The sequence below is a fragment of the Saccharothrix longispora genome, from assembly GCF_031455225.1.
In the GTDB taxonomy this organism is placed as follows: domain Bacteria; phylum Actinomycetota; class Actinomycetes; order Mycobacteriales; family Pseudonocardiaceae; genus Actinosynnema; species Actinosynnema longispora.
In genome coordinates, this window is sequence record NZ_JAVDSG010000001.1 from 327,361 (window position 1) to 348,070 (window position 20,710).

The window sequence follows — 20,710 nt, forward strand, 5'->3', positions numbered from 1 at the left end:
CACCGCCCGGCCGGCTCGGAGGATGGGCGGCATGGCTTTCCACGGCGGCACGGCCGCCCGCGCCAGGGACCGTCATCGGCACGTCGGGATGGCCGCGGGGGCGGTCGTCGCCGGGGGACTGGACGCGTTCGCCGCGCCGTGGTGGACCTGGGTCGTCGTGTCCGCCGGCCTCCTGCCGACGTTCGCGGTGCTGCGCCGGATGACGCCCGCCGACGTCGTGACGAGGTGCTCCGCGTAGGTTCTCCGTCCACGCTGGCGGACCCCGCACCGGCGTGTCGGCGGCCACGTGTCGAACGGGGTACCACCGGGTAACCGCTCCGGGTGAACCGGGACCGAGAGTGCGGAGGAGCGTCGTGGAACAGGACGTCCACCTGCCTCCGGTGAACGTCGGCGTCGCGGTCGCCCGGCGTCGCGGGGTGGTGTTCGCGGACGTGCGGGGCGAGGTCGACACCGACAGCTACCGGCACCTGCGCCAGGAGCTGTTCTCCTGCCTGGACGGCCGCCCCGCCGCGTTGGTGGTCGACCTCAGGCACGTGGACTTCTTCGGGTCGCTGGGCATCGCGGTGCTGATGGAGGTGCACGAGCGGGCCACCGAACTGGGTGTCGCGTTCGCCCTGGTCGCCGAGCACCGCACCGTGGTCGAGCCGATCCGCATCACCGAGGTCGGTGAGCTGCTGGGCCTGTGCTCCACGGTGGAGGAGGCGGTGGCGCGGGTGGAGGGCGGTCCGGACCGCGACGAGGACGACGGCTTCTCGTGGTGGTCCTCCTAGGGCGCGGTGGTTACCGGAAGGCGATAGCTACCGATTGACATTCGATAGGTGGCCATCGAGAATCGATGCATGTTCGCTGAGCATCGGGCGGTTGCCCCTCTCCGTGTCCTCCTCGTGCTGCTGTTCGGGGTGCTTCTCCTCTTCCAGGTCATGTCGTTGCCCGGCCAGTTCGCCCACATGGCGGAGCAGTCGCCGGAGACGGCGCACCTGCGGTGGCCCCTGACGGCCGTGACCGTGTTCTGGGTGCTGTGCGTGCAGGTGGTGGTCGTGGCCACCTGGAAGCTGCTCACCCTGGTCAAGAACGACCGCATCTTCAGCGAGCCCGCCCTGAGGTGGGTCGACGCCATCGTGTGGGCCATCGCCGCCGGGTGGGCGACGTTCGGGGTCGTGTTCCTCCTCGTCGGCTTCAACGCGGACGACCCGGGCGTCCCGCTGCTGATGTTCCTCCTGCTGGTCGGCATCACCGTGCTGGGGCTGCTGATGGTGGTGATGCGGGCGCTGCTGCGGCAGGCCACCACGCTGCGCACCGACATGGAGTCGGTGATCTGATGCCGATCATCGTGCGCATCGACGTCGAACTGGCCAAGCGCAAGATGAGCGTCGGCGAGTTCGCCGAGCGCGTCGGGCTCACGCCGGCGAACGTCGCCGTGCTGAAGAACGGCCGCGCCAAGGCCGTGCGCTTCAGCACCCTGGAGGCCATGTGCCGGGTGCTCGGCTGCCAGCCCGGCGACCTGCTGGAGTGGGTCGACGACGGGGAGGAGCCCGACGACGGCGCGCTCCGGGCCGTCGGGGACGAGGGTCACCGGTGATCGAGGTCCGAGGGCTGACCAGGCGCTACGGCGACGTCCTCGCCGTCGACCACCTGGACTTCACGGTCGAGCCGGGCAAGGTCACCGGGTTCCTCGGGCCGAACGGCGCCGGGAAGTCCACGACCATGCGGATCGTGCTCGGCCTCGACCGGCCCACGTCGGGCACGGCGCTGGTGAACGGCCGGTCGTGCGCGGCGCTCGCCGAACCGCTCCGCGAGGTCGGCGCGCTGCTCGACCCCGGCTCGGCGCACCCCGGCCGCACCGGGCGCGGGCACCTGCGGGTGGCCGCCCGGACGAACGGCATCCCGCCGCGCCGGGTGGACGAGGTGGTCGAGGAGGTCGGTCTCGGCCGCGCCGCCCGTCGCCGGATCAAGGGCTACTCGCTGGGGATGCGGCAGCGGCTGGGCATCGCGGCGGCGCTGCTCGGCGACCCCGGCGTGCTGCTGTTCGACGAACCGGTCAACGGGCTGGACCTCGACGGCGTCCGCTGGATCCGAGGGCTGCTGCGCCGACTGGCCGACGAGGGCCGCACCGTGCTGGTCTCCAGCCACCTGCTCAGCGAGGTGGAGCAGGTCGCCGACCGGCTGGTCGTCATCGGGCGCGGCCGGCTGATCGCCGACGCGACGACGGAGCAGATCCTCGACGGGCTGGGGGACGTCCGGGTGCGCGTCCGCAGCGCGGAGCCCGACCGGCTGCTCGCCGCGCTGCGCGAACGCGGTCTGGAGGCGCACCGGGTCGATGCCCGGGAGCTGCGGGTCGAGGGCAGCACCGCCGAGGAGGTGGGCGAACTCGTCCACTCCCTGCACATCCCGCTGCACCACCTCTCGGAGGTGCGCAACAGCCTTGAGGACGCCTACGTGGAGTTGACCGACAGCAGCGTGGAGCACCGCGGCGGCCGGGCCGCGACGAGCGGGGCGGCGCGGTGACGGCCCCGTCGACACCCCGGCGCGCCCCGGCGCGCGTTCCCCCGGCCCGCGTGTTCGCCCGCACCTGCGCCGCCGAGTGGACGCGGCTGTGGACGGTTCGGAGCACCTGGTGGTTCCCGGCCGCCGCCGCCGTGGTGATGGTGGGGATCGCCACCGTCGCCGGCCTGGAGGCGGGCTCCGACCCGGTGCCGCCGGAGGGCGGGTCGGCGTGGCGGATGGCGGGCGTGCCGGCCCTGCCGGGGCAGTTCGCGCTCCTCGCGCTCGCCCTGACCGCGGTGACGTCGGACTACGCGACCGGCGGGATCGTGCCGACCCTCCAGTGGACGCCGCGCCGCGCCGTGCTGTTCCTGGCCCGCACGACCGTGGCGGTGTGCGTCGCGACCGCCTTCGGCACGCTGCTGGCGCTCGCCGCCGCCGTCGCCGCGTTCACCGCGGCCCGGCCGGTGCTCGTCCTGCCCGTCGAGGGCCTGGGGGTGCTGCCCGACGTGGCGTTCGTGTTCGCGGCGGGGGCGGCCCTCGCGGTCGGGCTCGGCTTCCTGCTGCGGCACACGGCGACCACGCTGGTCACGGTGTTCCTGCTGATGCTGGTGCTCCCGCTGATGCTGCCGAACCTCGGCGTCGAGTGGGCGTCCGCGCTCGCCGACGCCCTGCCCGGGGCCGGTGCGGCGTTCCTGCTGATCGGCGAGGTGCCGGGCATGACGCGGACGTCGTCGGTGGTCACCCTGCTCTGCTGGGCGGCCGGGGCGCTGCTGCTCGGGTGGCTGCGGCTGGCGCGCGACGACGCGAACCGCTGACCGCGGCCCGGCGGGGCGTCAGCTGCGGTGGGCCACCTCGAACGCCTCGATGACGCTCGCCGGGATGCGCCCGCGGTCGGCCAGGTCGTGGCCGTTCTTGCGGGCCCACTCGCGGATCGCCTTCGTCTGCTCCTTGTTCCTGACCTCGGAGCCGGGGCGGCGGACCGGGGCGCCCGCGGCGGCCGTGCGCCTGGTGCGGCCACCCGTCCTGCGCGCGTTCGCGACGAAGCCGGCGAGGGCGTCGCGGAGGCGGTCGGCGTTCTGCGGGCGGAGGTCGATCTCGTAGGCGACGCCGTCGAGACCGAACGAGACGGTCTGGCCGTTCTCGGCAGCGGTGCCGTCGAGGTCGTCGATGAGCTGGACGAGCACTTTCTGAGCCACGGACACCTCACGGGTGATCAGCGTTGCGGTGGACGTGGCAGCGTAACAAGACCGACTTCGCGAGCGCTGCGGGTCGACCGCGCGTGTCGCCGGGCGCTGCGGGCCGACCGCCGCGTTGTCGACCGCCGTGTCGTCGGCGGTGGAAGACCGGTGGCGCGACGGCCTGGGCCGCCGCGCCACCGGTCCGGTCATCCGGTCAACCGGCCGTGCACGTCAACACCGGTGTGCCGGGCGCTCCGGTGGTGGCGCCCAGGAAACCGAACGAGGTGCCCGCCCCGGCCGCGAGCGACCCGTTGTGCGCGGCGTTGCGGGCCGTGACCGCCGTTCCCTGGCTGGTGACGGTCGCGTTCCAGGCCTGGGTGATCGTCTCGCCGGCGCCGGTCGTCCAGGACACGGTCCAGCCGTTGACCGCCGCGTTGCCCGCGGTGACCCGCACCTCGCCCTGGAACCCGCCGGACCACCGGTTGACCACGGTGTAGGTCGCGCTGCACCGGGAGGGGCCGGGCGGCGGGGTCGTCGTGGTCGTCGTCGTTGTCGTTGTGGTGGTGGTGCTGGTGGTGGTCGGCGTGGTCGTCACGGTGCCGCCCCACCCCGCCGCCGAGTCGAGCCAGGCGCTGCGGCGCTGCATCCAGTCCTTGAAGAACTGCACCTGGCCCTGCCACGTCGGCGCGGTCGGGGTGTTGAAGAAGCCGATCCTCGGCGACGACAGGTTCGGCCAGCGCTGGAAGTTGCGCTGCGCGCCGTTGGTCAGCGGCCGGGCGAGGCCGTCGATCCGGCTCTGCACGGCGGAGTCCGCGAGCGGGCCCCGGCGCAGCGCCTGCCAGCGCGCCTTCAGCTGGTTGGCGAACGCCGGGTCGCGCAGGAGCTGGGCGACCCAGTCGTTGGCCATCGGCTGCCGGGTCTGGAGGTGCTGCCAGCCCTCGACCTGGTCGTTCTGGAAGTACCCGCCCACGCCGAACGTGAGGTCGAAGTCCCACAGCGGCCCGGCGACGATCCTGCCGTCCCGGTCCTTGTGGAAGTAGGCGCTGCGGAGGTAGGCGTCCATGCTGCGGCTGACCTCGTTGACGATCACCTGGTCGATGAAGGACTCGACGTCGAGGTACTTGCGGTAGCCGGTGTTCGGGTCGGCGGAGTTCGGCGCCCGCAGCACGTCGTGGAACTCCTGCAGGTGGGCGCGCAGCCAGTCGCGCTGCGCCGGCTGCAACGGGTCCGGGTCTACCACTTCGAGGTAGTTCCAGCAGGTGGCGGCCGGGCCGGTGCACGGCAGAGTGGGCTCCTCGGCGGCCATCCACTCGAACTTGAAGATGTACCCGCCGGTGATCTTCGGCAGCGTGAGGTCGTCCTCGTCCAACTGCTTGAGGTCGAGCCGGTTCTTGGAGTTCTTGATCGTCTCGACGAGCATGTAGACGCCCATGTAGTCCTCGGTGCCGACCGGGGTGGCGTCGGTGTTGAGGTAGAACTCCGCGAACGCGTACCGCGGCGTCTTCATCCCCATCTCCCGACCGAGGTCGTAGACGAGGGCCTCGCGGACCAGCGACTTGTCGGTGAACGGCCCGCGCAGCACCCAGTCGGAGTCGGCGGGCATGCCGAGCACCGGGTAGTCGGCGTCATCGTCGTCGTTGTCCCGGAATTCCAGGCGGTAGGGCGCTTTCTCGAACGTCGCCGACGACTGCCCGCGCAGCCGGAACCCGGCTCGGGTGGCCACCGCCGGGGTCGCCGCGAGGGACGTCGTCCCGCCCGCGCCCGGCTGGAAGATCATGGTGGTGGCGTCGAAGTACTCCCGCTGGGGTTTGCCCGCGCCGTAGGAGTCGATCACGACCACGGGCAGGTCGTGGTTCGTGGTGGTGGCGGCGCGGGCGGTGTACATGGCCGTCCCCGGCGCGCCGGACGCCGTCTGCCCGACGAACGCCCGTGCCCGCAGTTGGGTGGTGCGGGTGAAGGTCAGCGGCGTGCCCTGGTAGGGCGTCGACTGCGCGGTGGGCAGCCTGCCGTCGGTGGTGTAGCGGACCTGGGCCCCGCTGACGGTGGTGCCCAGCGACACCGACACCTGCCCCTGGAACGTGCCGCTCGGCACGGAGAAGGTGATGTCGCCGACGAGGTCGTCGGCCGCCGCTGCGGCTGCCGCCTCGTCGGCGGCGCTCGCCGGGACCGCCTGCGGCGCGCTCGGTTCGGCGCCCGCCGACAACGGCACGAGGAGTGCGGTGAGGAGCACGGCGGCGACCGCGACCCAGGCGGAGCGCCGGGTCGCCGCGGCTCCGTCGCTGCGGGTGGTCAAGCGCACGATGCCTCCTGTTCGGGGTGGTGGGAGAGCGCGGGCGTCGGGGCGGTGCCGCGGAAGTGCCGGCGCAGCGTCCGCCGCCACGGCGCGTCGGGCAGGTCCAGGCGCAGCGCGGCCAGGCCGGTGGCGTACTTGGAGATGCGGACGGGCCTCAGCCCGCTCTGCCACAGCACGCGGTCGACCGGCGTGGCGGCGGAGGGGGACTTGGTCTCGACCACGGCGAGGCCGGGCAGGCGCAGCATCGAGTGCTCGTCCCGCCAGGTGAGGCCGGTGTCGACGGTGACCCGGCCGACGTCACCCGGCAGCAGCAGGGTGGCGCGGCGGTAGTCGGTGATCAGCACCGCGTCGAAGGAGCTGTCGGTGGTGGACCCGAGCGACTCGCGGGCGAGCGCCTCGTCGACGAAGGCGCGCCCGGGGTGCACGGTGCCGCAGTCCCGGGGGTGGTAGGGCAGCCGGTGCTTGGTGACGCTGCCCCGCGCGCCGCTGATCTTGACCTCCAGCCAGCACTGGGCGGAGTCGAGGTACGTGCGGGTGCGCACCTTGAAGCGCCGCCGCCGCCGGTAGGCCGCGCCGTGGAAGCTGGTCAGCAGCGGCGTGTCGAAGTACACCGACTCGTAGTGGAAGGTGCGCGCGCTGTCGACGTCCAGCACCCTGGTGCCCGCCGGCAGCCCGCCCAGCAGGCGGGGCAGCGCGTCCACCGGCACGAGGTACTTGCGGTCCACTCTCGTCTGCAGCGCGGCGCGGTCGATCAGCTCGGCGAGCCCGACGGGGGCCAGCCGCGACAGGGTCCGGGCGAGTGGGGTCGTGGTCGTGGTCATCGGCGTGCCCCGGATCGCGCCGGCGCGCCGGGCGCGGTGGTCGGGGCGCGTTCGGCCAGCGCGTACCGGACGTCCACCACGGTGGTCTCGTTGACCAGGTCGAGCCGCTGGACGGTGGCGACGTGCACCCGCGCGTCGAGCAGCTGCTCCAGGTGGGCGACGAGCGCGAGGTGGTCGGTGACGGCCGAGTCCAGCACCAGGACCTGGTGCCGGTAACGCCGGAACAGCCGCCGGTGGTCGCCCAGGAACATCGTGGCGAGGATGAGCGCCATCAGGCCCGCGTTGAGCCACGGGGTCGTGGTGTTCAGCGCGCCGAGGAGGCCCAGGGCGAGGGCGGAGAAGTAGTAGGCGACCTCGTGCTGGTCGAGCTCCGTCGAGCGCAGGCGGATGATCGACAGCACGCCGAACAGCGCCATTCCCAGTCCGAGCCCGGCGCCGACGTCGCTGGTGCTCAGCGCGCTCGCCACCGCCAGGACGCCGACGTTCACGCCCAGGTAGGCCACCACCAGGTCGCGTCGTCGGTGCCGCGGGAAGTAGAGCCCGAAGACGAGCAACACCACTGCGCAGATGTCGACCGCGAACAGGACGAGCTGTGACATCTCGTGCGTCCCTCCTGAGCCACTGCCGGGATTGGCGGGCACCGCCCGCTTCTTGGCGGGGGTCTGCGGGGACGGTCGCCGAAACTTTCGAGTCTTTAGGTAAACTTTCGGGAACTCTGGGGAAACGATAGGGTGCGGTAAGGGGTCACGTCAATGAACTGATGGCGTCACCCTGCGTATCAAAAGGTGGCCCTGTTGCTGGTAGGACTCGATCAAGGCGTCAGGTCGCCGCCTACCAGGGCTGGCTCCGGCTGTACGAGGTGCGCCGCGCTCCGCACGCGATGTTGCGAAACTTTCGGCTTGCTCAGCCGGTGAATGTCGCGGCGGCCCACGCCGCCAGTTCCGCGCGCGCCGCCTCCGGCGAACCGCCCGTGCCCGCGGTGACCAAGGCGAAGTGCAGTCCCGTGTCCGATGTGGACAGCAGCAGTCGGCGGGGGCCGGCCGGACCCGGTTCCGGGGCCGCCGAGATCGGTTCCGCGCCGGTGTGCGGCGGCGGGGCGGTGGTGGTGCCGAGGGGGCTGACCACGGCGGTGGCGCCCGCCACCGCCCGGGGGAACAGGCGGTCGACCAACCGGTCGTCCACGGTCAGCGCGGCGGAGCCCGCGTCGTCCAGGCGGACGGCGGAGAAGTGCTCGTCGTTCATCGCGTCGCCGTCGGTCTTCACCTTGGCGGGGTTGTCGTTCATCAGCTCGCGGTGGCGGTCGTAGTTGGCGTCCCAGTGCCACTGGCTGCCCGACAGGACCGGGCCGGACCCCGCGGCCGACTGCCACCAGCGGGCGCCCGGCAGGCGGGAGTCCAGGGCCTGGTGCACGGCCTTGAGGGCGGTCGACTCCTTGTCGGAGGTGTTGCCCTCCGCCGGGTGCCCGTACTCGGGGACGATGCCGGCGGTGCCCAGCGCGGCGGCCCGCGGCCACCCGGCCCCGCCACCACGACGCGGCCCCCGCGCGGGCGGGGCCGGCCGGCGGCGGGGCGGGGTCCCGGCTACCGCGACTGGAGCGCGTCCACCGCGACGGCCTGCGCGATCACCAGGCGGCGGTCGACGTGCGGGTCGGCGATCGTGATCAGGTAGTGGTCGCGGACCCACGTCTTCTTGTCCACGCTGAACACCGGCTGCCCGTTCCGGGTGAAGTCGAAGTGGAAGCGGAACGGGACCGGGATGTTGTTGACGAACGGCAGGAAGCCCCACACGCGGCGCAGGATCGCCAGGCCCGCGTTGCGCTCGCGCCCGGTGGCCGTCGGCGCGCCCGGCTGGTCCAGGTGCCAGGTGGAGTTCGTCAGGGACTTGCCGAAGTCCTTGCGGAACGAGCCGATGGACCGGCCGTCGCCGTCGGTCACGTCGTAGCCGCTGCCGAGGTCGATCACCTTGCGCGCCCGGAAGCCCGCGAGCACCTGCCCCTTGCCGGAGTCGGTGAAGATCGTCACCTGCTCCTTGAACGCCATCCGCTTCTGCTCGACGAACGCCACCAGGTGGCCCGGCTCGCCGCCGTTGTCGGCGAAGATCTCGTAGCGGTTCACCATCAAGGTGACCTTCTGGTGCATGTGCAGCACGTTCATGGCCTGTGGGTGCATCGTGGGTCCCCTGACTCCGGTGGTGACCGCAGTGTCTCACCCGACCGGGTGAAGATCGTCTCCGACCCGAGCCGGCCACCGCTCCGACGTGCGGGAAAGGCCGACCCGCCGCGCCGACGCCGGTCCGCTCTGACCGGGTCCGCGCAGCGGGTCGGGGTCGTCCCGCCTCGCCTCAGGGGGTGCGGCAGGAGACGGTCGGCGCGGCCCACTGGCCGTTGGCCATCACGGTGAAGCCGAACGTCGTGCTCGCGCCCGGCGCGAGGTTGCCGTTGCCGTTGGGCTTCATCGTCATCACGTTGCCGCTGGAGTCCCAGCTCGGCGTGCCGCTCCACGTGCTCGACACCTTCTGCGGCGCGGTCACCGTGACGGTGGCCGTCCAGCTGCTGATGGCCGACGAGCCGGCCCGGACGGTCACCTCGCCGTTGAAGCGGTCGCCCCACTGCTGGGTCGTCCGGTAGGTGGCGGTGCAGGCGCCACCCGGCTGCTGCGACGTGGTCGTGGTCGTCGTGGTGGTCGTGGGACCGCCGCCCGGCGTGTCGCTCGGTGCGACGGCGCGACCGGTCGACGGGGAGATCATGCCCGCGCACAGGCCCCGGCTCGCCAGGTTCGCGGCGATCTGGGGGATGGCGTTGACCGTCGTCTGGTAGCCGTCGTGCATCAGGATCACGCCGCCGTTCTGGAGCGTGGACGCCGCCTGCACGATCGCCGCGGTGCTCGCGCCGTTCCAGTCCTGCGAGTCGACGCTCCACAGCACCTCGGTGAGGCCGAACTGCGCCTGGACGGACTTGAGCGTGGCGTTGGTCTCGCCGTACGGCGGGCGGAACAGCTTCGGCGCCTCACCGGTGGCCTGCTGGAGGGCCTGCTGGGTCTGGGAGATCTCGGAGGTCATCTGCGCCTGGCTCAGCTGCGTCATGTGTGGGTGCGACCAGCTGTGGTTGCCGACCCAGCCCACCTGGCGCTGCGCCTGCACCAGCGCGGTGTTGCCGCCGACCTTGTTGCCCTGGTTGAAGAACGTCGCCCGCAGGTTGGCCGACCGCAACGCGTTGATCAGCTGGGTGGTGGTGCCGCCGGGGCCGTCGTCGTAGGTCAGGCCCACGTAGCCGTTGGGGCAGTTCTGGCCCGGCTGCGTGGTGGTGGTCGTGGTGGTGGTGGTCGGGTTGGTGCCGCCGCCCGCGTTGAGGGCGTTGAGGACCGAGGTGTAGGCGGCCTTCTTGTTGCCGCTGCCGTCGAAGAGCAGCGGGGTGCCGCTCGCGCGCCAGGAGTCGGTGTCGCGGATGCCCCACACCGTGATGCCCGTGCAGCGGGCCACGGCCAGGCACGCCTGCACGACACCCTGGTACTGCTGGGCCTGGGTCGAGCCGGAGCCCTCGATGTCCAGCTCGGTGATCTGCACGTCCACGCCCAGCGCGGCGAAGTTCTGCAGGGTGGTGTGGTAGTTCGACGGCACCGGGTTGCCGCTGTTGAAGTGCGCCTGGAAACCGACGCAGTCGATCGGCACCCCGCGCGACTTGAAGTCCTGCACCATCCGGTACACGCCCTGCGTCTTGGCGTGCGACCAGTTGTCGGTGTTGTAGTCGTTGTAGCACAGCTTCGCGCCCGGGTCCGCCGCCCGCGCCGCCCGGAACGCCGCCTCGATCCAGTCGTTGCCGGTGCGCTGCAGGTTCGAGTCACGACGCCCACCGGAACTACCGTCGGCGAACGCCTCGTTCACCACGTCCCAGGCGTAGATCTTGCCCCGGTAGTACGTCGCCACCTGCGTGACGTGGTTGAGCATCGCCTGCCGCAACGCCGAACCCGACATGTTCTGCATCCAGCCCGGCTGCTGCGAGTGCCACGCCAACGCGTGACCCCGCACCCGCTTGCCCTGGTTGCGCGCCTGGTTCACGATCCGGTCCGCGTTGCCGTAGCTGAACTGCCCCTGGCTCGGCTCGGTCGCGTCCATCTTCATCTCGTTCTCGGCCGTGACCATGTCGAACTCCCGGTTCAGGATGTTCACGTAGGTCGAGTCCGAGAGCTTGTTCGCCGCCACGGCCGTGCCGAAGTACCGGCCCTTCTCCGCGGCCGACGCGCCCAGCGTGGTGCCGGCGCTGGCGATGCTCGGCAGCACCACGGCCGTCGCGCCCAGCAGCCCGATGACGCCGGCCACGACCGCGACGCGGCGTGACCTCCCGCGGTCGGCCTGCCTGCCGGCGGCGGTGACAGCAGTTCTGGACATCACTTCCTCCAAGGTGTCGTCACACCACAGGGCGACTCGAAAGTTTCGGTCGGAAAGGGTGACGCTTTCGCAACGTAAGGGGCCTGCTTGAACTCGTCAAGAACTTGTAATCACCTATAGAGACGCCAAAATGCGGGCGTGGTGATCGGCCGACTCGCTTCAGCGGGTTACGAAAGTATCGGTGCCCCTCGTGCGAACGCCCGGTGGCCGTTGCCGGGCACCGGGCGCTCGGGGACACCGCCGGAGGACGCTGTCGGCGGCACTGCCGGCGGGCTACCCCCGGCCGCAGAGGGCGTGGTCGACCAGGGTCGAGGTCGGGTCGCCCACCGCGGGCGCCGTGCCCGGCGTCGGGATCAGCGAGTCGGTGTTGACCGAGACGACGACGGACCGGCGGCCGTCGTCGGTGACGCCGTTGCGCGTCATGAAGCCGGGGATGTCGCCGCCGTGCGACCAGTAGCCGCCGCACTCGTTCGGGATGAACATCAGGCCCAGGCCGTACCGCACGCCCGGCCACCCCTGCTCGAACCCGGTCGCGGGAACGGTGCGCTTCATCTCGGCCAGTTCGGCCGGGCGCAGCACCTCGCCGGTCATGAGGGCCTGGAGGAAGCGGTTGCCGTCGTCGGTGGTGCTGATCATGTCGCCCGCCGCGCCCCCCCACGACGGGTTGTAGTGGGTGACGTCGAGCGCGGGACCGTAGCGCGGGTCCTCCGGGTCGGCCTCCAGGCCCTTCTCCGGGAAGCGCTCGTACGCCGTGGCGTGCGGCTTCGGGATGGCCGGCGAGGTGCCCGGCAGGAAGGTGTCGCGCAGGCGCAGCGGGTCGAGGATGCGCTTCCGCACCTCCTGCTGCCAGGTGCGGCCCGTCACCTTCTCGATGATCATGCCCGCGACGGCGTAGCCGGTGTTGGAGTAGCGCCACTCCTCACCCGGCTGGAAGTCAGGCGCGACACCGGTGGCGAGGGCGACGGCCTCCGCCGCGGTGACGGTGCGGAAGCGCTCCGCCAGGAACTCGTCGCCCTTGAAGACGAACGGCAGCTGGAGGATGTAGTTGTGCAGACCGCTGGTGTGCTGGAGCAGTTGGCGCACGGTGATCCTGCCGCCGTCGTTGCCGTTGCCCCGCACGACGCCGGGCAGCCAGCGCTCGACCGTGTCGTCGAGCGACAGCCTGCCCTCGCCGACCAGTTGCAGCACGGTGGCGGCGACGTAGGTCTTGGTGAAGCTGCCGATGCGGAACTTCGCGTTCCACGGCACCGGTTTGCGCGTCCCGGTGTCGGCGACGCCGCTGCGCACCCGCACGTCGCCGCGTGGGGTGTCCACCTCCACCAGCACGCCCGGCGCGCCCTGGGCGAGCAGGGCGTCCGCGTCCCGCTGGAGCGGGGACGCGGTGCGGTGGTCGGCGTGCGCGGCGCCCGTGAGGGTCGCGGCCAGCGCGGCGGCCAGCAGGGGGGCGAGAAGTCGTTTCATGTCAATGGAAACTAGGCGTGCAGGACGCCCGTGTCGTCGCCCCGGAACGGCAACCCCGCTTACCCCCGTGGTGGTAGCGACGGATCAGCCCGCGGGATGGCGACGGCGCGGGGTGAGTGCCAATAGGGTGGCCCCGGGAGCGGTGCGGGTGACCTCGACAATTGCCCGGAGCGCGAATGCCGAATGGCCTCGCGTCTCGCTTGGTGAAATTGTTGGCGCAGGTCAAGGGCTTGCGTGACCGCGTGATAACCTGGCGTGGTCGGGCTGTTCGGGGCATTCCGCATTCGCTTTACACCACCGGTGCAAAGCGGGCAAGAGGCTGACCGGATCGCATTCCAGGCGCATTGGACGGAAATGGTGATGAGCGCCACTGCTCCCGTCACCGCCGCACTGCTCGGTCCCGCGCGGGCGTGGCGGGAGGGCACCGAGGTGGACCTGGGCACGGCGCGCAGGCGGGCCGTGTTCGCGGTGCTCGCGCTGCGCGCCGACCAGGTCGTGTCGCGCGACGAACTGGTCGACGCCGTCTGGGGCGACGCCCCGCCCGCGACGGCGGCGGCCAGCCTCCACACGTACGTGTCCGGCCTGCGCCGGGTGCTGGAGCCCGCGCGGTCCAAGCGCTCGGCGTCACGGGTGCTGGTGTCGGCCGGGTCGGGGTACTCGCTGAAGTTGGCCGAGGACGGGCTCGACGTGCACCGGTTCGAGCGGCACCGGGAGCGCGCGGCGGCGCTGGGCGCGCACGACCCGGCGGCGGCGCTGGCCGAGCTGGACCTGGCGCGGGCCCTGTGGCGGGGTGACGCGCTGTCCGGCGTGCCGGGGCCGTTCGCCGAGGCGCAGCGAACCCGGTTGCGCGAGCTGCGGCTGGCGGTCGCCGAGCGGCGCGCCGAGCTGGCCCTGGTGCTGGGGCGGCACGCCGACGTGGTCGCCGACCTGGCCGTGCTGGTGGACGAGCACCCGTTGCGCGAGGGGCTGCGGGCGCTGCTGATCACCGCCTTGCACCGCGGCGGCCGGTCGGGGGAGGCGCTGGAGGCGTTCCAGGACGCCCGGCGCGTGCTGGTGGAGCGGCTGGGCATCGAGCCGGGTGCGGCGCTGCGCGAGGCCCACCAGCGGGTGCTGGCCGACGAGGGCGCCGGCGCGAGGAGCGCGTTACCCGCGCCCGGTCCGGTCGCGGTCGCGGTCGGCGGCGGTCCGGCGATCCCGGGTCCGGCGGTCCGGGCACCGGGTGGCAAGGGCTTACCGGGCGGCCCACCGGACCCGGACCCCGCGATGCCCGCCGCAGGGGTGTTCGTCGGTCGGGACCTGGAGTTGGGTGTGCTGCGCCGCGCGCTGGCCGACGCGGCCGGGGGGCGCGGGCGGTCCGTGTGGGTGGAGGGCGAGCCGGGGATCGGCAGGTCGGCCCTGCTGGCGACGGGCCTGGCGGGCGCCCCCGACGCCGGTTTCCAGGTCGCCTGGGGCGCGGGTGACGAGGTCGCGCCGCGCACCCCGCTGCGGGTGGTGCTCCAGGCCCTGGGCGTCGCGGAGACCTCGCCCGACCCGAGGCGGGCGGAGCTGGCGCGGGCCTTGCGCGCCCCCGCCGTGGGCGACCCGGTGCCGGTGGTGGTGGACCGGCTGCTGGCGCTGGTGAACGAGCTGTGCGCGGAGGCCCCGCTGGCCGTCGTGGTGGACGACCTCCAGTGGGCGGACGAGGCCAGCGTGCTGATGTGGCACCGGATGCTGCGCGTGGCGCACCGGTTGCCGCTGCTGCTGGTCGCCGCGGTGCGGTCGGTGCCCCGGCGGGCCGACGTCGAGCAGGTGCGGCGGGCGGTGGTCGCGTCCGGCGGCCAGGTGGTGCGGCTGAGGCCGCTGTCCGCCGAGGCGGGCACGGCGCTGCTGGCGAACCTGGTGGGCGCGGTGCCGGGGGAGAGCCTGCGGCCGGTCGTGGAGTGCGCGGGCGGCAACCCCCTCTACACCAGGGACATGGTCGAGGCGCTGGTGCGCGACCATGCGATCGAGGTGCGCGACGGCGTCGCCGAGACCGGGGCCCCGCTGGACGACGACCCGCCGCGCTCGCTGGTCTCGGCGGTGGCGCGGCGGTTGGCGTTCCTGTCGCCAGGCACGACGGAGGTGCTGCGGTCGGCGGCCCTGCTGGGCACCGAGTTCGCCCTGGGCGACGCGGCGACCGCGCTGGGCCGCCCGTCCTCGGAGCTGATCGCCGCGGTGGAGGAGGCGACCGCCGCGGGCGTGCTGGACGACGCCGGCCCGAAGCTCGCGTTCCGGCACGCCGTGATCCGCGAGGCGCTCTACCACGGCACGCCGGCGGCGGTGCGGACCGCGCTGCACCGCCGGGTCGCGCAGGCGCTGGCCACGGCGGGCGCCCCGGTGGAGCTGGTGGTCGAGCAGTTGGCCGCCGCGCCCGGCGCGGTGGACCCGTGGGCGGTGGACTGGCTGGTGGACCGCGGCACGGCGCTGGGCAGGCGCGCGCCGGACACCGCGGTCCGCCTGCTGCGCGCCGTCGTGGGAGGACCGGCGCTCGCCGCCGAGCACCGGGAACGGCTCGCGGCCCTGCTGGCCCGGCTGGTGTTCTGGCTCGGCCGCGAGCCAGAGGCCGAGGCCCGGTACGTGCTGGCGCGCACCCGCGACCCGCACCGGGCCGCCGAGATGCGCTGGATGCTCGCCCACGTCGGGTACCGCCGCGGTCGCGCCGCCGAGGCGGTGGACGCGCTGCGTGCCGCCTCCGCCGACCCGGCCGTGCCGCCGGCGTGGCGGGCGCGGTTGGAGGCGTTGCTGGCGGCCGTGCTGCGGGAGGGGCTCGACGACGTGGCGGCGGCCGAGGAGGTGGCCCACCGGGCCGTGCGGCGCGGTGAGGAGGCGGGCGACGAGTTCGCCGTCGCGCACGCCCTCCAGGCGCTGTGGCAGGTCGACTCGGTGCGCCGCGACCACGCGGGCGCGCTGGCGCGCGTCGAGCGGGCGCTGGCGGTGATCGGCGGTCGACCGGACTTCACCGAGCTGCGCCTGGGCCTGCTGGACAACAAGGCGTTCTCGTTGCAGAACCTCGACCGGCTCGCCGAGGCGGACGAGGTGCTGGTCGCCGCGCGCGAACCGGTCGGCGGCACGGCCTCGCGCGACGTGCGGGTCACCACCGCCGTGCAGGACTACTGGTCGGGCCGGTGGGACGCCGCGGCCGAGGAGGGCGCGCGGGCGCTGGTGTCCGACGCCGGCACGTCGTTCGGCCTGCGCGAGCACGGCCCGGCCCTGCTGGTGCACGGGGTGGCGGCGCTCGTCGCGGCCCGGCGCGACCGGGTGGACGCCGCCGAGGCGCACCTGCTCGCCGCCGCCGCGCACCCGCTGGTGACGCCGTCGGACCGGGAGCACGCCGACTTCCTGCCGGCGGCGCGGGCGGTGCTGGCGGAGCGCGCGGGCCGGCCGGACGAGGCGCTCGCGGTGCTGGAGCCGGTGCTGGCGACCACCGCGCGGATGGTGCTGCGCCACCAGTGGTTGCCGCTCCTCACCAGGCTCGCGGTCGACCGGGGGCGGCGGGACCTGGCGGCACGCGCGCTGGCCGTCGCGGAGGAGGAAGCCGCCGCGGAACGCGAACCCGCGCGGGCCGCCGCCGCGCTGGTGTGGTGCCGGGGGCTCGTCGAGGGCGACCCGGCGCCCGTGCTGGAGGCGGTGGCCCGGTTCCGCGCGGTCGGCCGCCCGGTGGAGCTGGCCGGGGCGCTGGAGGACGCGGCCGTGCTGTCGGGCTCGGCGTCGGCACTCGCCGAGGCGGTGCGCGGTTACCGGGCCGTGGGCGCGGTGCACGACGCGCGGCGCGCGGACGTGCGGTGGCGCGCGGCCACGACGGGAACGGGAACGGCCGAGGGGACGGCGTGGTCCGGGTGACCGGCGCGGCGCGACAGGGGAGGGCCAGAGGTGGTCGACGGGATGACGGGCGCGGTGCGGGTCGAGCTGCTGGGGGCGGTGCGGGCCTGGGCCGGTGACCGGGAGGTGGCGCTGGGCTCGTCGCGCCCCCGTGCGGTGTTCGCGGTGCTCGCGCTGCGCGCCGGCGGGGTCACCCGGGACGAGCTGGTGTCCGCCGTGTGGGGCGAGGACGCGCCGGCCACCGCCGAGGGCAGCGTGCACACCTACGTGTCGGCGCTGCGCAAGGCCCTGGAACCGGACCGGCCGCGCGGCACGCCGTCACGCCTGCTGGTGTCGGCGGGCTCCGGCTACCGGCTGCTGGTGGACCCCGCCGACGTGGACGTGGCGCGGTTCGAGGCCCTGGCCGACGCGACCCGGCGGCGGCTGGCCGCCGGCGACCCGGGGGCGGCGCGGCGGGCCGCGGAGGAGGCGCTGGAGCTGTGGCGGGGCGACCCGCTGGCCGGCCTGGTCGGCCCGTTCGCCGAGGCGCAGCGGCGCAGGCTCGCCGAGGCCCGCACGGTGCTCCGCGAGCTGCGCGCCGAGGCCGCGCTGGCGGCGGGCGGGCACGCCGAGGTGGTGGCGGAGCTGGCGTCGCTGGTCGCCGACGAACCGCTGCGCGAACGCGCCCGGGAGCTGCTGATGCTCGCCCTGCACCGGTCGGGCCGCAGCGCCGAGGCGCTGGAGGTGTTCCGGGACGCGCGGCGCGTGCTGGTGACCGAGCTGGAGGTCGAGCCCGGCAAGCGCCTGCGCGCCGCGCACGAGCGCATCCTCACCGGCCGCGACCGGGACGGGGTGCCACCCGCGAGGCCGGCCCCGACCCCCGGACCGGGCGCCGAGCTCGTCGGCCGCCGCGCGGAGCTGGCCGCGGTGGGGCGGCTGGTGGACGACGTCACCGCCGGGCACGGCCGGGTGCTGTGGATCGAGGGCGAGATGGGCATCGGGAAGTCCGCGCTGCTCGGGACCGTGCTCGCCCGCGCCGGGCGCGCCGGGCACCAGGTCGCCCTCGCCGTCGCCGACGAGCTGGGCACCCGGTTCCCCCTGCGGCTCGCCCTGGACGCGCTCGCCGTGGAGGCGCGCTCGGCGGACCCGCGCCGGTCGGCCACCGCGCACGCGCTCGGCCGGGAACGGCCCGCGGGCTCCCTCTTCGGCGACGCCGACCCGGTGTTCGAGGCGGTGGACCGGCTGGTGGCGCTGGTGGAGCAGCTGTGCGCGGACGGCCCGCTGGTGTTCGCGCTCGACGACCTCCAGTGGGCCGACGAGGCGAGCGCCCGGGTGTGGCACCGGCTCACCGCGTTCACCCGGCGGCTGCCGCTGCTGCTGGTCGGCGCGGCCCGCCCGGTGCCGTACCGGGCGGAGATCGCCCGGCTGCGCCGGGACACCGAGTCGTGCGACGGCACCGTGCTCGACCTGGTCCCGCTCGCCGACGACGACGTGGCCGGGATGGTGGGCCGCCTGGTCGGCGCGGTGCCCGGACCGGGGCTGCGCCGGATCGCGGCCCGCGCCGGCGGCAACCCCCTGTACGTGCGGGAGGTCGCGGACGCCCTGGTGCGCGAGCAGGCCGTGGCGGTCGGCACGGGCGTCGCCGAGGTCGTCGACACCGCGTTCGACCGCGCCCCGCTGTCGCTGGTGTCCGCCGTGACCGGCCGGCTCGACTTCCTGTCCGACCCGACGCGCGAGGTGCTGCGCTGGTCGGCGCTGCTGGGCGGCGAGTTCGCCGTCGGCGACCTGTCGGTGGTGCTCGGCACGCCGGTGGTCGACCTGGCGGCCCGGCTGGAGGAGGCGCTGGCCGCCGGGGTGCTCAGCGACGGCGGGCCGCGCATGGCGTTCCGGCACCCGCTGATCCGGCAGGCGCTGTACGAGGGCACGCCCGCCGCACTGCGCACCGCGCTGCACCAGCAGGCCGCGCAGGCGCTCGCCGCGTCCGGCGCGGCGGTCGACCACGTCGCCGAGCAGCTGCTGGCCGCCGCGGGCGAGGTCGGCGCGTGGGCGCTGGACTGGCTCGTCGAGCAGGCGCCCGCCCTGGTCTACCGGGCGCCGCTGGTGGCCGTCGAACTGCTCCAGCGCTGCCTGCGCCTGTCGGTGGCGCGCGACGAGCGGGACGCGACGCTGATGGCGCACCTGGCGGGCGCGCTGTTCCGCATCAACCGGGACGCCGAGGCCGAGGAGCACGCCCGCCGCGCGCTGCCGTGCCTGCGCGATCCCGACCGGGTGGCCGAGGTGCGGTGGATGCTCGCCTACATGCCGTACCGGGGCGGGCGGGCCGAGGACGCGGTGGCCGCGTCGCGGGAGGCGCTGGCCGACCCGGTGCTGTCGGACCGCCGGAGGGCCCGGCTGCTGTCGCTGCTGGCGCTGGTGCAGCGGGCCGGCACCGGCGAGTCGGCCGACGCGGAGGTCAGCGCGCGGGAGGCCGTCGAGGCGGGGGAGCGGGCGGCGGACCCGTCCGCGATCGCGCAGGCGCTGGAGGTGCTGTGGCAGGTGGAGGCGGTGCGCCGGGACTACCCGCGCGCGGTGGCCCACCTGGACCGGGCGCTGGACGTCGTCGGCACCGACGTGAGCCTCACCGACCTGCGCCTGCTGCTGCTGGACAACCGGATCTTCACCCTCCAGTGCCTGGACCGGCTCGACGAGGCCGGGCGGAACCTGGAGCTGGCGTTCGAGGTGGCCGGGCGCACCACGCCGGTGGCGGGGCTGCACCTGGCGGCGGCCGTGCACCACTACTGGCTCGGCGGGTGGGACGAGGCGGTGGCCCGGCTGGACGGCGTGCTGGGCGACCCCGGGTTCACCGGATACGGCCTGCGGGAGGGCGGACCGGTGCTGCTGCACGGCGTGGCGGCGCTGATCGCCGCGCACCGCGACGACGGCGAGCGGCTGGCCGGGCACCTGGCGCAGGGCCTGACGCTGCCGCTGGTCACCGAGGCGTACCGGGAGAACTGCGACTTCCTGGTGGCGGCGCAGGCGATGGCGGCGGCGCGGGAGGGCGACGCGGCCGGCGCGGTGTCGGTGCTCGGGGCGATCCTGGACACCCGGTACGCGGACATGATGCTGCGGCACCAGTGGTTGCCCGAGCTGGTGCGGCTGGCGCTGGCGGCCGGCGACCGGTCCACGGCCGTGGCGGCGGCGCGGGCGTGCGAGGCCGAGGCGGAGCGCGAGGCGCTGGCGGCGCGCGCGGCCGCGGCGGCGCAGCGGTGCCGGGGCGTGCTGGCGGAGGACCCGGACGCGCTGGCGCCGGTGGTGCGGCACTACCGGTCGGTCGGCCGGGCGTTCGAGCTGGCGCAGACCCTGGAGGACCGCGCCGTCCTGCTGGCGCGCGCCGGTCGCGGCGCGGAGGCGGGGGACGCGCTGGCCGAGGCGGTCGCCCTCTACCGCGGGTTCGGCGCGGAGTGGGACGTCCGCCGGGCGACGGGCGGGGTCGCGGTGTCCCGCTGAACCGGGAGCGGGAGGACCCGGCGGCCCGGTCAGGGTCCGGCCGTCGGTTCCTCGTCGCGCGGGCCGTCGATGACGCCGTCGGCGGTCATCACCCACTGCGCCGGCCGCACCGGGTGCGGCGTGCGCACGCCGCGGGACCTCATGCCCCGCAGCGCCAGGTCCACCACGTGCCGGAGCGCGGCCCCGGTGCGCTCGGTCGACTTCTCCACGTCAGATCATCCCCTTCCGGAGGGCGTAGGCCACCGCGTGCGGCCTGTTGCGCAGGTTCAACCTGGTCGTGATCCCGTAGAACACGTTCTTGATCGTGCGTTCCGAGTAGCACAGCCGGCCGGCGATCTCGGCGGTGTCCAGCCCGTCGGCCATCAGCCGCAGCACGTCGGCCTCCCGCGAGGTCAGCTGGTTCGGCCCGCCCTCGGGCGCCACCACCTGCCGCTGGAGGCGCTCCACGTGCCGCATCAGCTCGGCGACCATCGCCGGCGGCATCGAGCCGCCCCCGGTCGCCGCCGCCAGCACGTTGCGCAGCACCACCTCGTCGGTCACCGCGGCCCGCTGGAGCACCGCCACCACCCGGCACTCCACGGCGGCGAGCACGTCGGTCTCGCCCACCTCGTCCACGATGAGCACGACCGGCGCGCCCACCTGGGCCGCCGCGCGCCGCAACCGGGACGCGATCTCCGCGGTGAGCCGGGGCGCGGCCACCACCGCCACCTCGGCCCGCGCGTGCTGCGCGCCGCCCAGGACCTCCACCTCCGGCCTCGACGCGAGGTAGGTCGTCAAACCGGTCATGC

18 protein-coding genes and 1 pseudogene are annotated in these 20,710 nt (G+C 74.3%); 8 read left to right on the forward strand and 11 right to left on the reverse strand.

Annotated features, from left to right (window positions below; genetic code table 11):
• The first annotated feature begins 31 nt into the window (after positions 1 to 31).
• The 6 genes from J2S66_RS01390 (at position 32) to J2S66_RS01415 (ending at position 3,299) form a co-directional block, all read left to right on the forward strand.
• Positions 32 to 238 (forward strand): hypothetical protein, encoded by a 207-nt coding sequence (locus J2S66_RS01390; protein WP_310302720.1) that lies wholly within the window; start codon positions 32 to 34, stop codon positions 236 to 238.
• Positions 239 to 353: 115 nt separating this feature from the next.
• Positions 354 to 770 (forward strand): STAS domain-containing protein, encoded by a 417-nt coding sequence (locus J2S66_RS01395; protein WP_310302722.1) that lies wholly within the window; start codon positions 354 to 356, stop codon positions 768 to 770.
• Positions 771 to 839: 69 nt separating this feature from the next.
• Positions 840 to 1,319, forward strand: a complete 480-nt coding sequence (locus J2S66_RS01400) for a DUF2975 domain-containing protein (RefSeq protein ID WP_310302725.1) — start codon at positions 840 to 842, stop codon at positions 1,317 to 1,319.
• Positions 1,319 to 1,579 carry a helix-turn-helix domain-containing protein gene (locus J2S66_RS01405; protein ID WP_310302727.1) on the forward strand — a complete coding sequence of 87 codons (261 nt, stop codon included), beginning with the start codon at positions 1,319 to 1,321 and terminating at the stop codon, positions 1,577 to 1,579. Before J2S66_RS01400 ends, J2S66_RS01405 begins: the two co-directional genes overlap by 1 nt.
• Complete coding sequence (locus J2S66_RS01410) at positions 1,576 to 2,505, forward strand: ABC transporter ATP-binding protein (protein WP_310302730.1); 930 nt, start codon at positions 1,576 to 1,578, stop codon at positions 2,503 to 2,505. The genes J2S66_RS01405 and J2S66_RS01410 overlap by 4 nt, the downstream gene beginning before the upstream one ends.
• Positions 2,502 to 3,299 carry a hypothetical protein gene (locus tag J2S66_RS01415; RefSeq protein ID WP_310302732.1) on the forward strand — a complete coding sequence of 266 codons (798 nt, stop codon included), beginning with the start codon at positions 2,502 to 2,504 and terminating at the stop codon, positions 3,297 to 3,299. The genes J2S66_RS01410 and J2S66_RS01415 overlap by 4 nt, the downstream gene beginning before the upstream one ends.
• 18 nt (positions 3,300 to 3,317) lie before the next feature.
• On the opposite strand, the gene J2S66_RS01420 is transcribed toward J2S66_RS01415, so the two are convergent.
• The 9 genes and pseudogenes from J2S66_RS01420 to J2S66_RS01460 all read right to left on the reverse strand — a co-directional run bounded on the left by J2S66_RS01420 (position 3,318) and on the right by J2S66_RS01460 (position 12,620).
• Positions 3,318 to 3,680 carry a histone-like nucleoid-structuring protein Lsr2 gene (locus J2S66_RS01420; protein ID WP_306749445.1) on the reverse strand — a complete coding sequence of 121 codons (363 nt, stop codon included), beginning with the start codon at positions 3,678 to 3,680 and terminating at the stop codon, positions 3,318 to 3,320.
• A gap of 196 nt (positions 3,681 to 3,876) precedes the next feature.
• On the reverse strand, positions 3,877 to 5,961 hold the full coding sequence (locus J2S66_RS01425; protein ID WP_310302735.1) for a CotH kinase family protein: 2,085 nt from the start codon (positions 5,959 to 5,961) through the stop codon (positions 3,877 to 3,879).
• A complete protein-coding gene (locus tag J2S66_RS01430; protein WP_310302738.1) occupies positions 5,952 to 6,776 on the reverse strand; it encodes a polyphosphate polymerase domain-containing protein in 825 nt (274 codons plus the stop codon). Before J2S66_RS01430 ends, J2S66_RS01425 begins: the two co-directional genes overlap by 10 nt.
• A complete protein-coding gene (locus J2S66_RS01435; protein WP_310302741.1) occupies positions 6,773 to 7,375 on the reverse strand; it encodes a DUF4956 domain-containing protein in 603 nt (200 codons plus the stop codon). Before J2S66_RS01435 ends, J2S66_RS01430 begins: the two co-directional genes overlap by 4 nt.
• Positions 7,376 to 7,679: 304 nt before the next feature.
• Positions 7,680 to 8,186 carry a hypothetical protein gene (locus tag J2S66_RS01440; RefSeq protein ID WP_310302744.1) on the reverse strand — a complete coding sequence of 169 codons (507 nt, stop codon included), beginning with the start codon at positions 8,184 to 8,186 and terminating at the stop codon, positions 7,680 to 7,682.
• Positions 8,187 to 8,356: 170 nt separating this feature from the next.
• Positions 8,357 to 8,944 (reverse strand): LURP-one-related family protein, encoded by a 588-nt coding sequence (locus tag J2S66_RS01445; RefSeq protein WP_306749440.1) that lies wholly within the window; start codon positions 8,942 to 8,944, stop codon positions 8,357 to 8,359.
• Between the two features lie 172 nt (positions 8,945 to 9,116).
• Positions 9,117 to 9,602: a cellulose binding domain-containing protein gene (locus J2S66_RS37045; protein WP_374726180.1), complete on the reverse strand. Its 486-nt coding sequence runs from the start codon at positions 9,600 to 9,602 to the stop codon at positions 9,117 to 9,119.
• A 108-nt stretch (positions 9,603 to 9,710) separates the two neighbouring features.
• Positions 9,711 to 11,159 (reverse strand): annotated as a pseudogene (locus tag J2S66_RS01455) (endo-1,4-beta-xylanase); the annotation flags it as partial.
• Positions 11,160 to 11,432: 273 nt separating this feature from the next.
• Positions 11,433 to 12,620 (reverse strand): serine hydrolase domain-containing protein, encoded by a 1,188-nt coding sequence (locus J2S66_RS01460; RefSeq protein ID WP_310302747.1) that lies wholly within the window; start codon positions 12,618 to 12,620, stop codon positions 11,433 to 11,435.
• Between the two features lie 360 nt (positions 12,621 to 12,980).
• Here J2S66_RS01460 and J2S66_RS01465 point away from each other — a divergent pair, with 360 nt between their 5' ends.
• Both J2S66_RS01465 and J2S66_RS01470 read left to right on the forward strand, forming a co-directional pair.
• Complete coding sequence (locus J2S66_RS01465; protein WP_310302750.1) at positions 12,981 to 16,478, forward strand: ATP-binding protein; 3,498 nt, start codon at positions 12,981 to 12,983, stop codon at positions 16,476 to 16,478.
• A 30-nt stretch (positions 16,479 to 16,508) separates the two neighbouring features.
• Positions 16,509 to 19,922: an ATP-binding protein gene (locus tag J2S66_RS01470; RefSeq protein WP_310302753.1), complete on the forward strand. Its 3,414-nt coding sequence runs from the start codon at positions 16,509 to 16,511 to the stop codon at positions 19,920 to 19,922.
• A gap of 29 nt (positions 19,923 to 19,951) precedes the next feature.
• Here J2S66_RS01470 and J2S66_RS01475 read toward each other — a convergent pair whose 3' ends face one another.
• Together J2S66_RS01475 and J2S66_RS01480 are read right to left on the reverse strand one after the other, a co-directional pair.
• Entirely contained in the window at positions 19,952 to 20,131 is a 180-nt protein-coding gene (locus J2S66_RS01475) for a hypothetical protein (protein WP_310302756.1), read from the reverse strand.
• 1 nt (position 20,132) lies between these two features.
• Positions 20,133 to 20,708 carry a helix-turn-helix transcriptional regulator gene (locus tag J2S66_RS01480; RefSeq protein WP_310302759.1) on the reverse strand — a complete coding sequence of 192 codons (576 nt, stop codon included), beginning with the start codon at positions 20,706 to 20,708 and terminating at the stop codon, positions 20,133 to 20,135.
• Positions 20,709 to 20,710 lie beyond the last annotated feature (2 nt).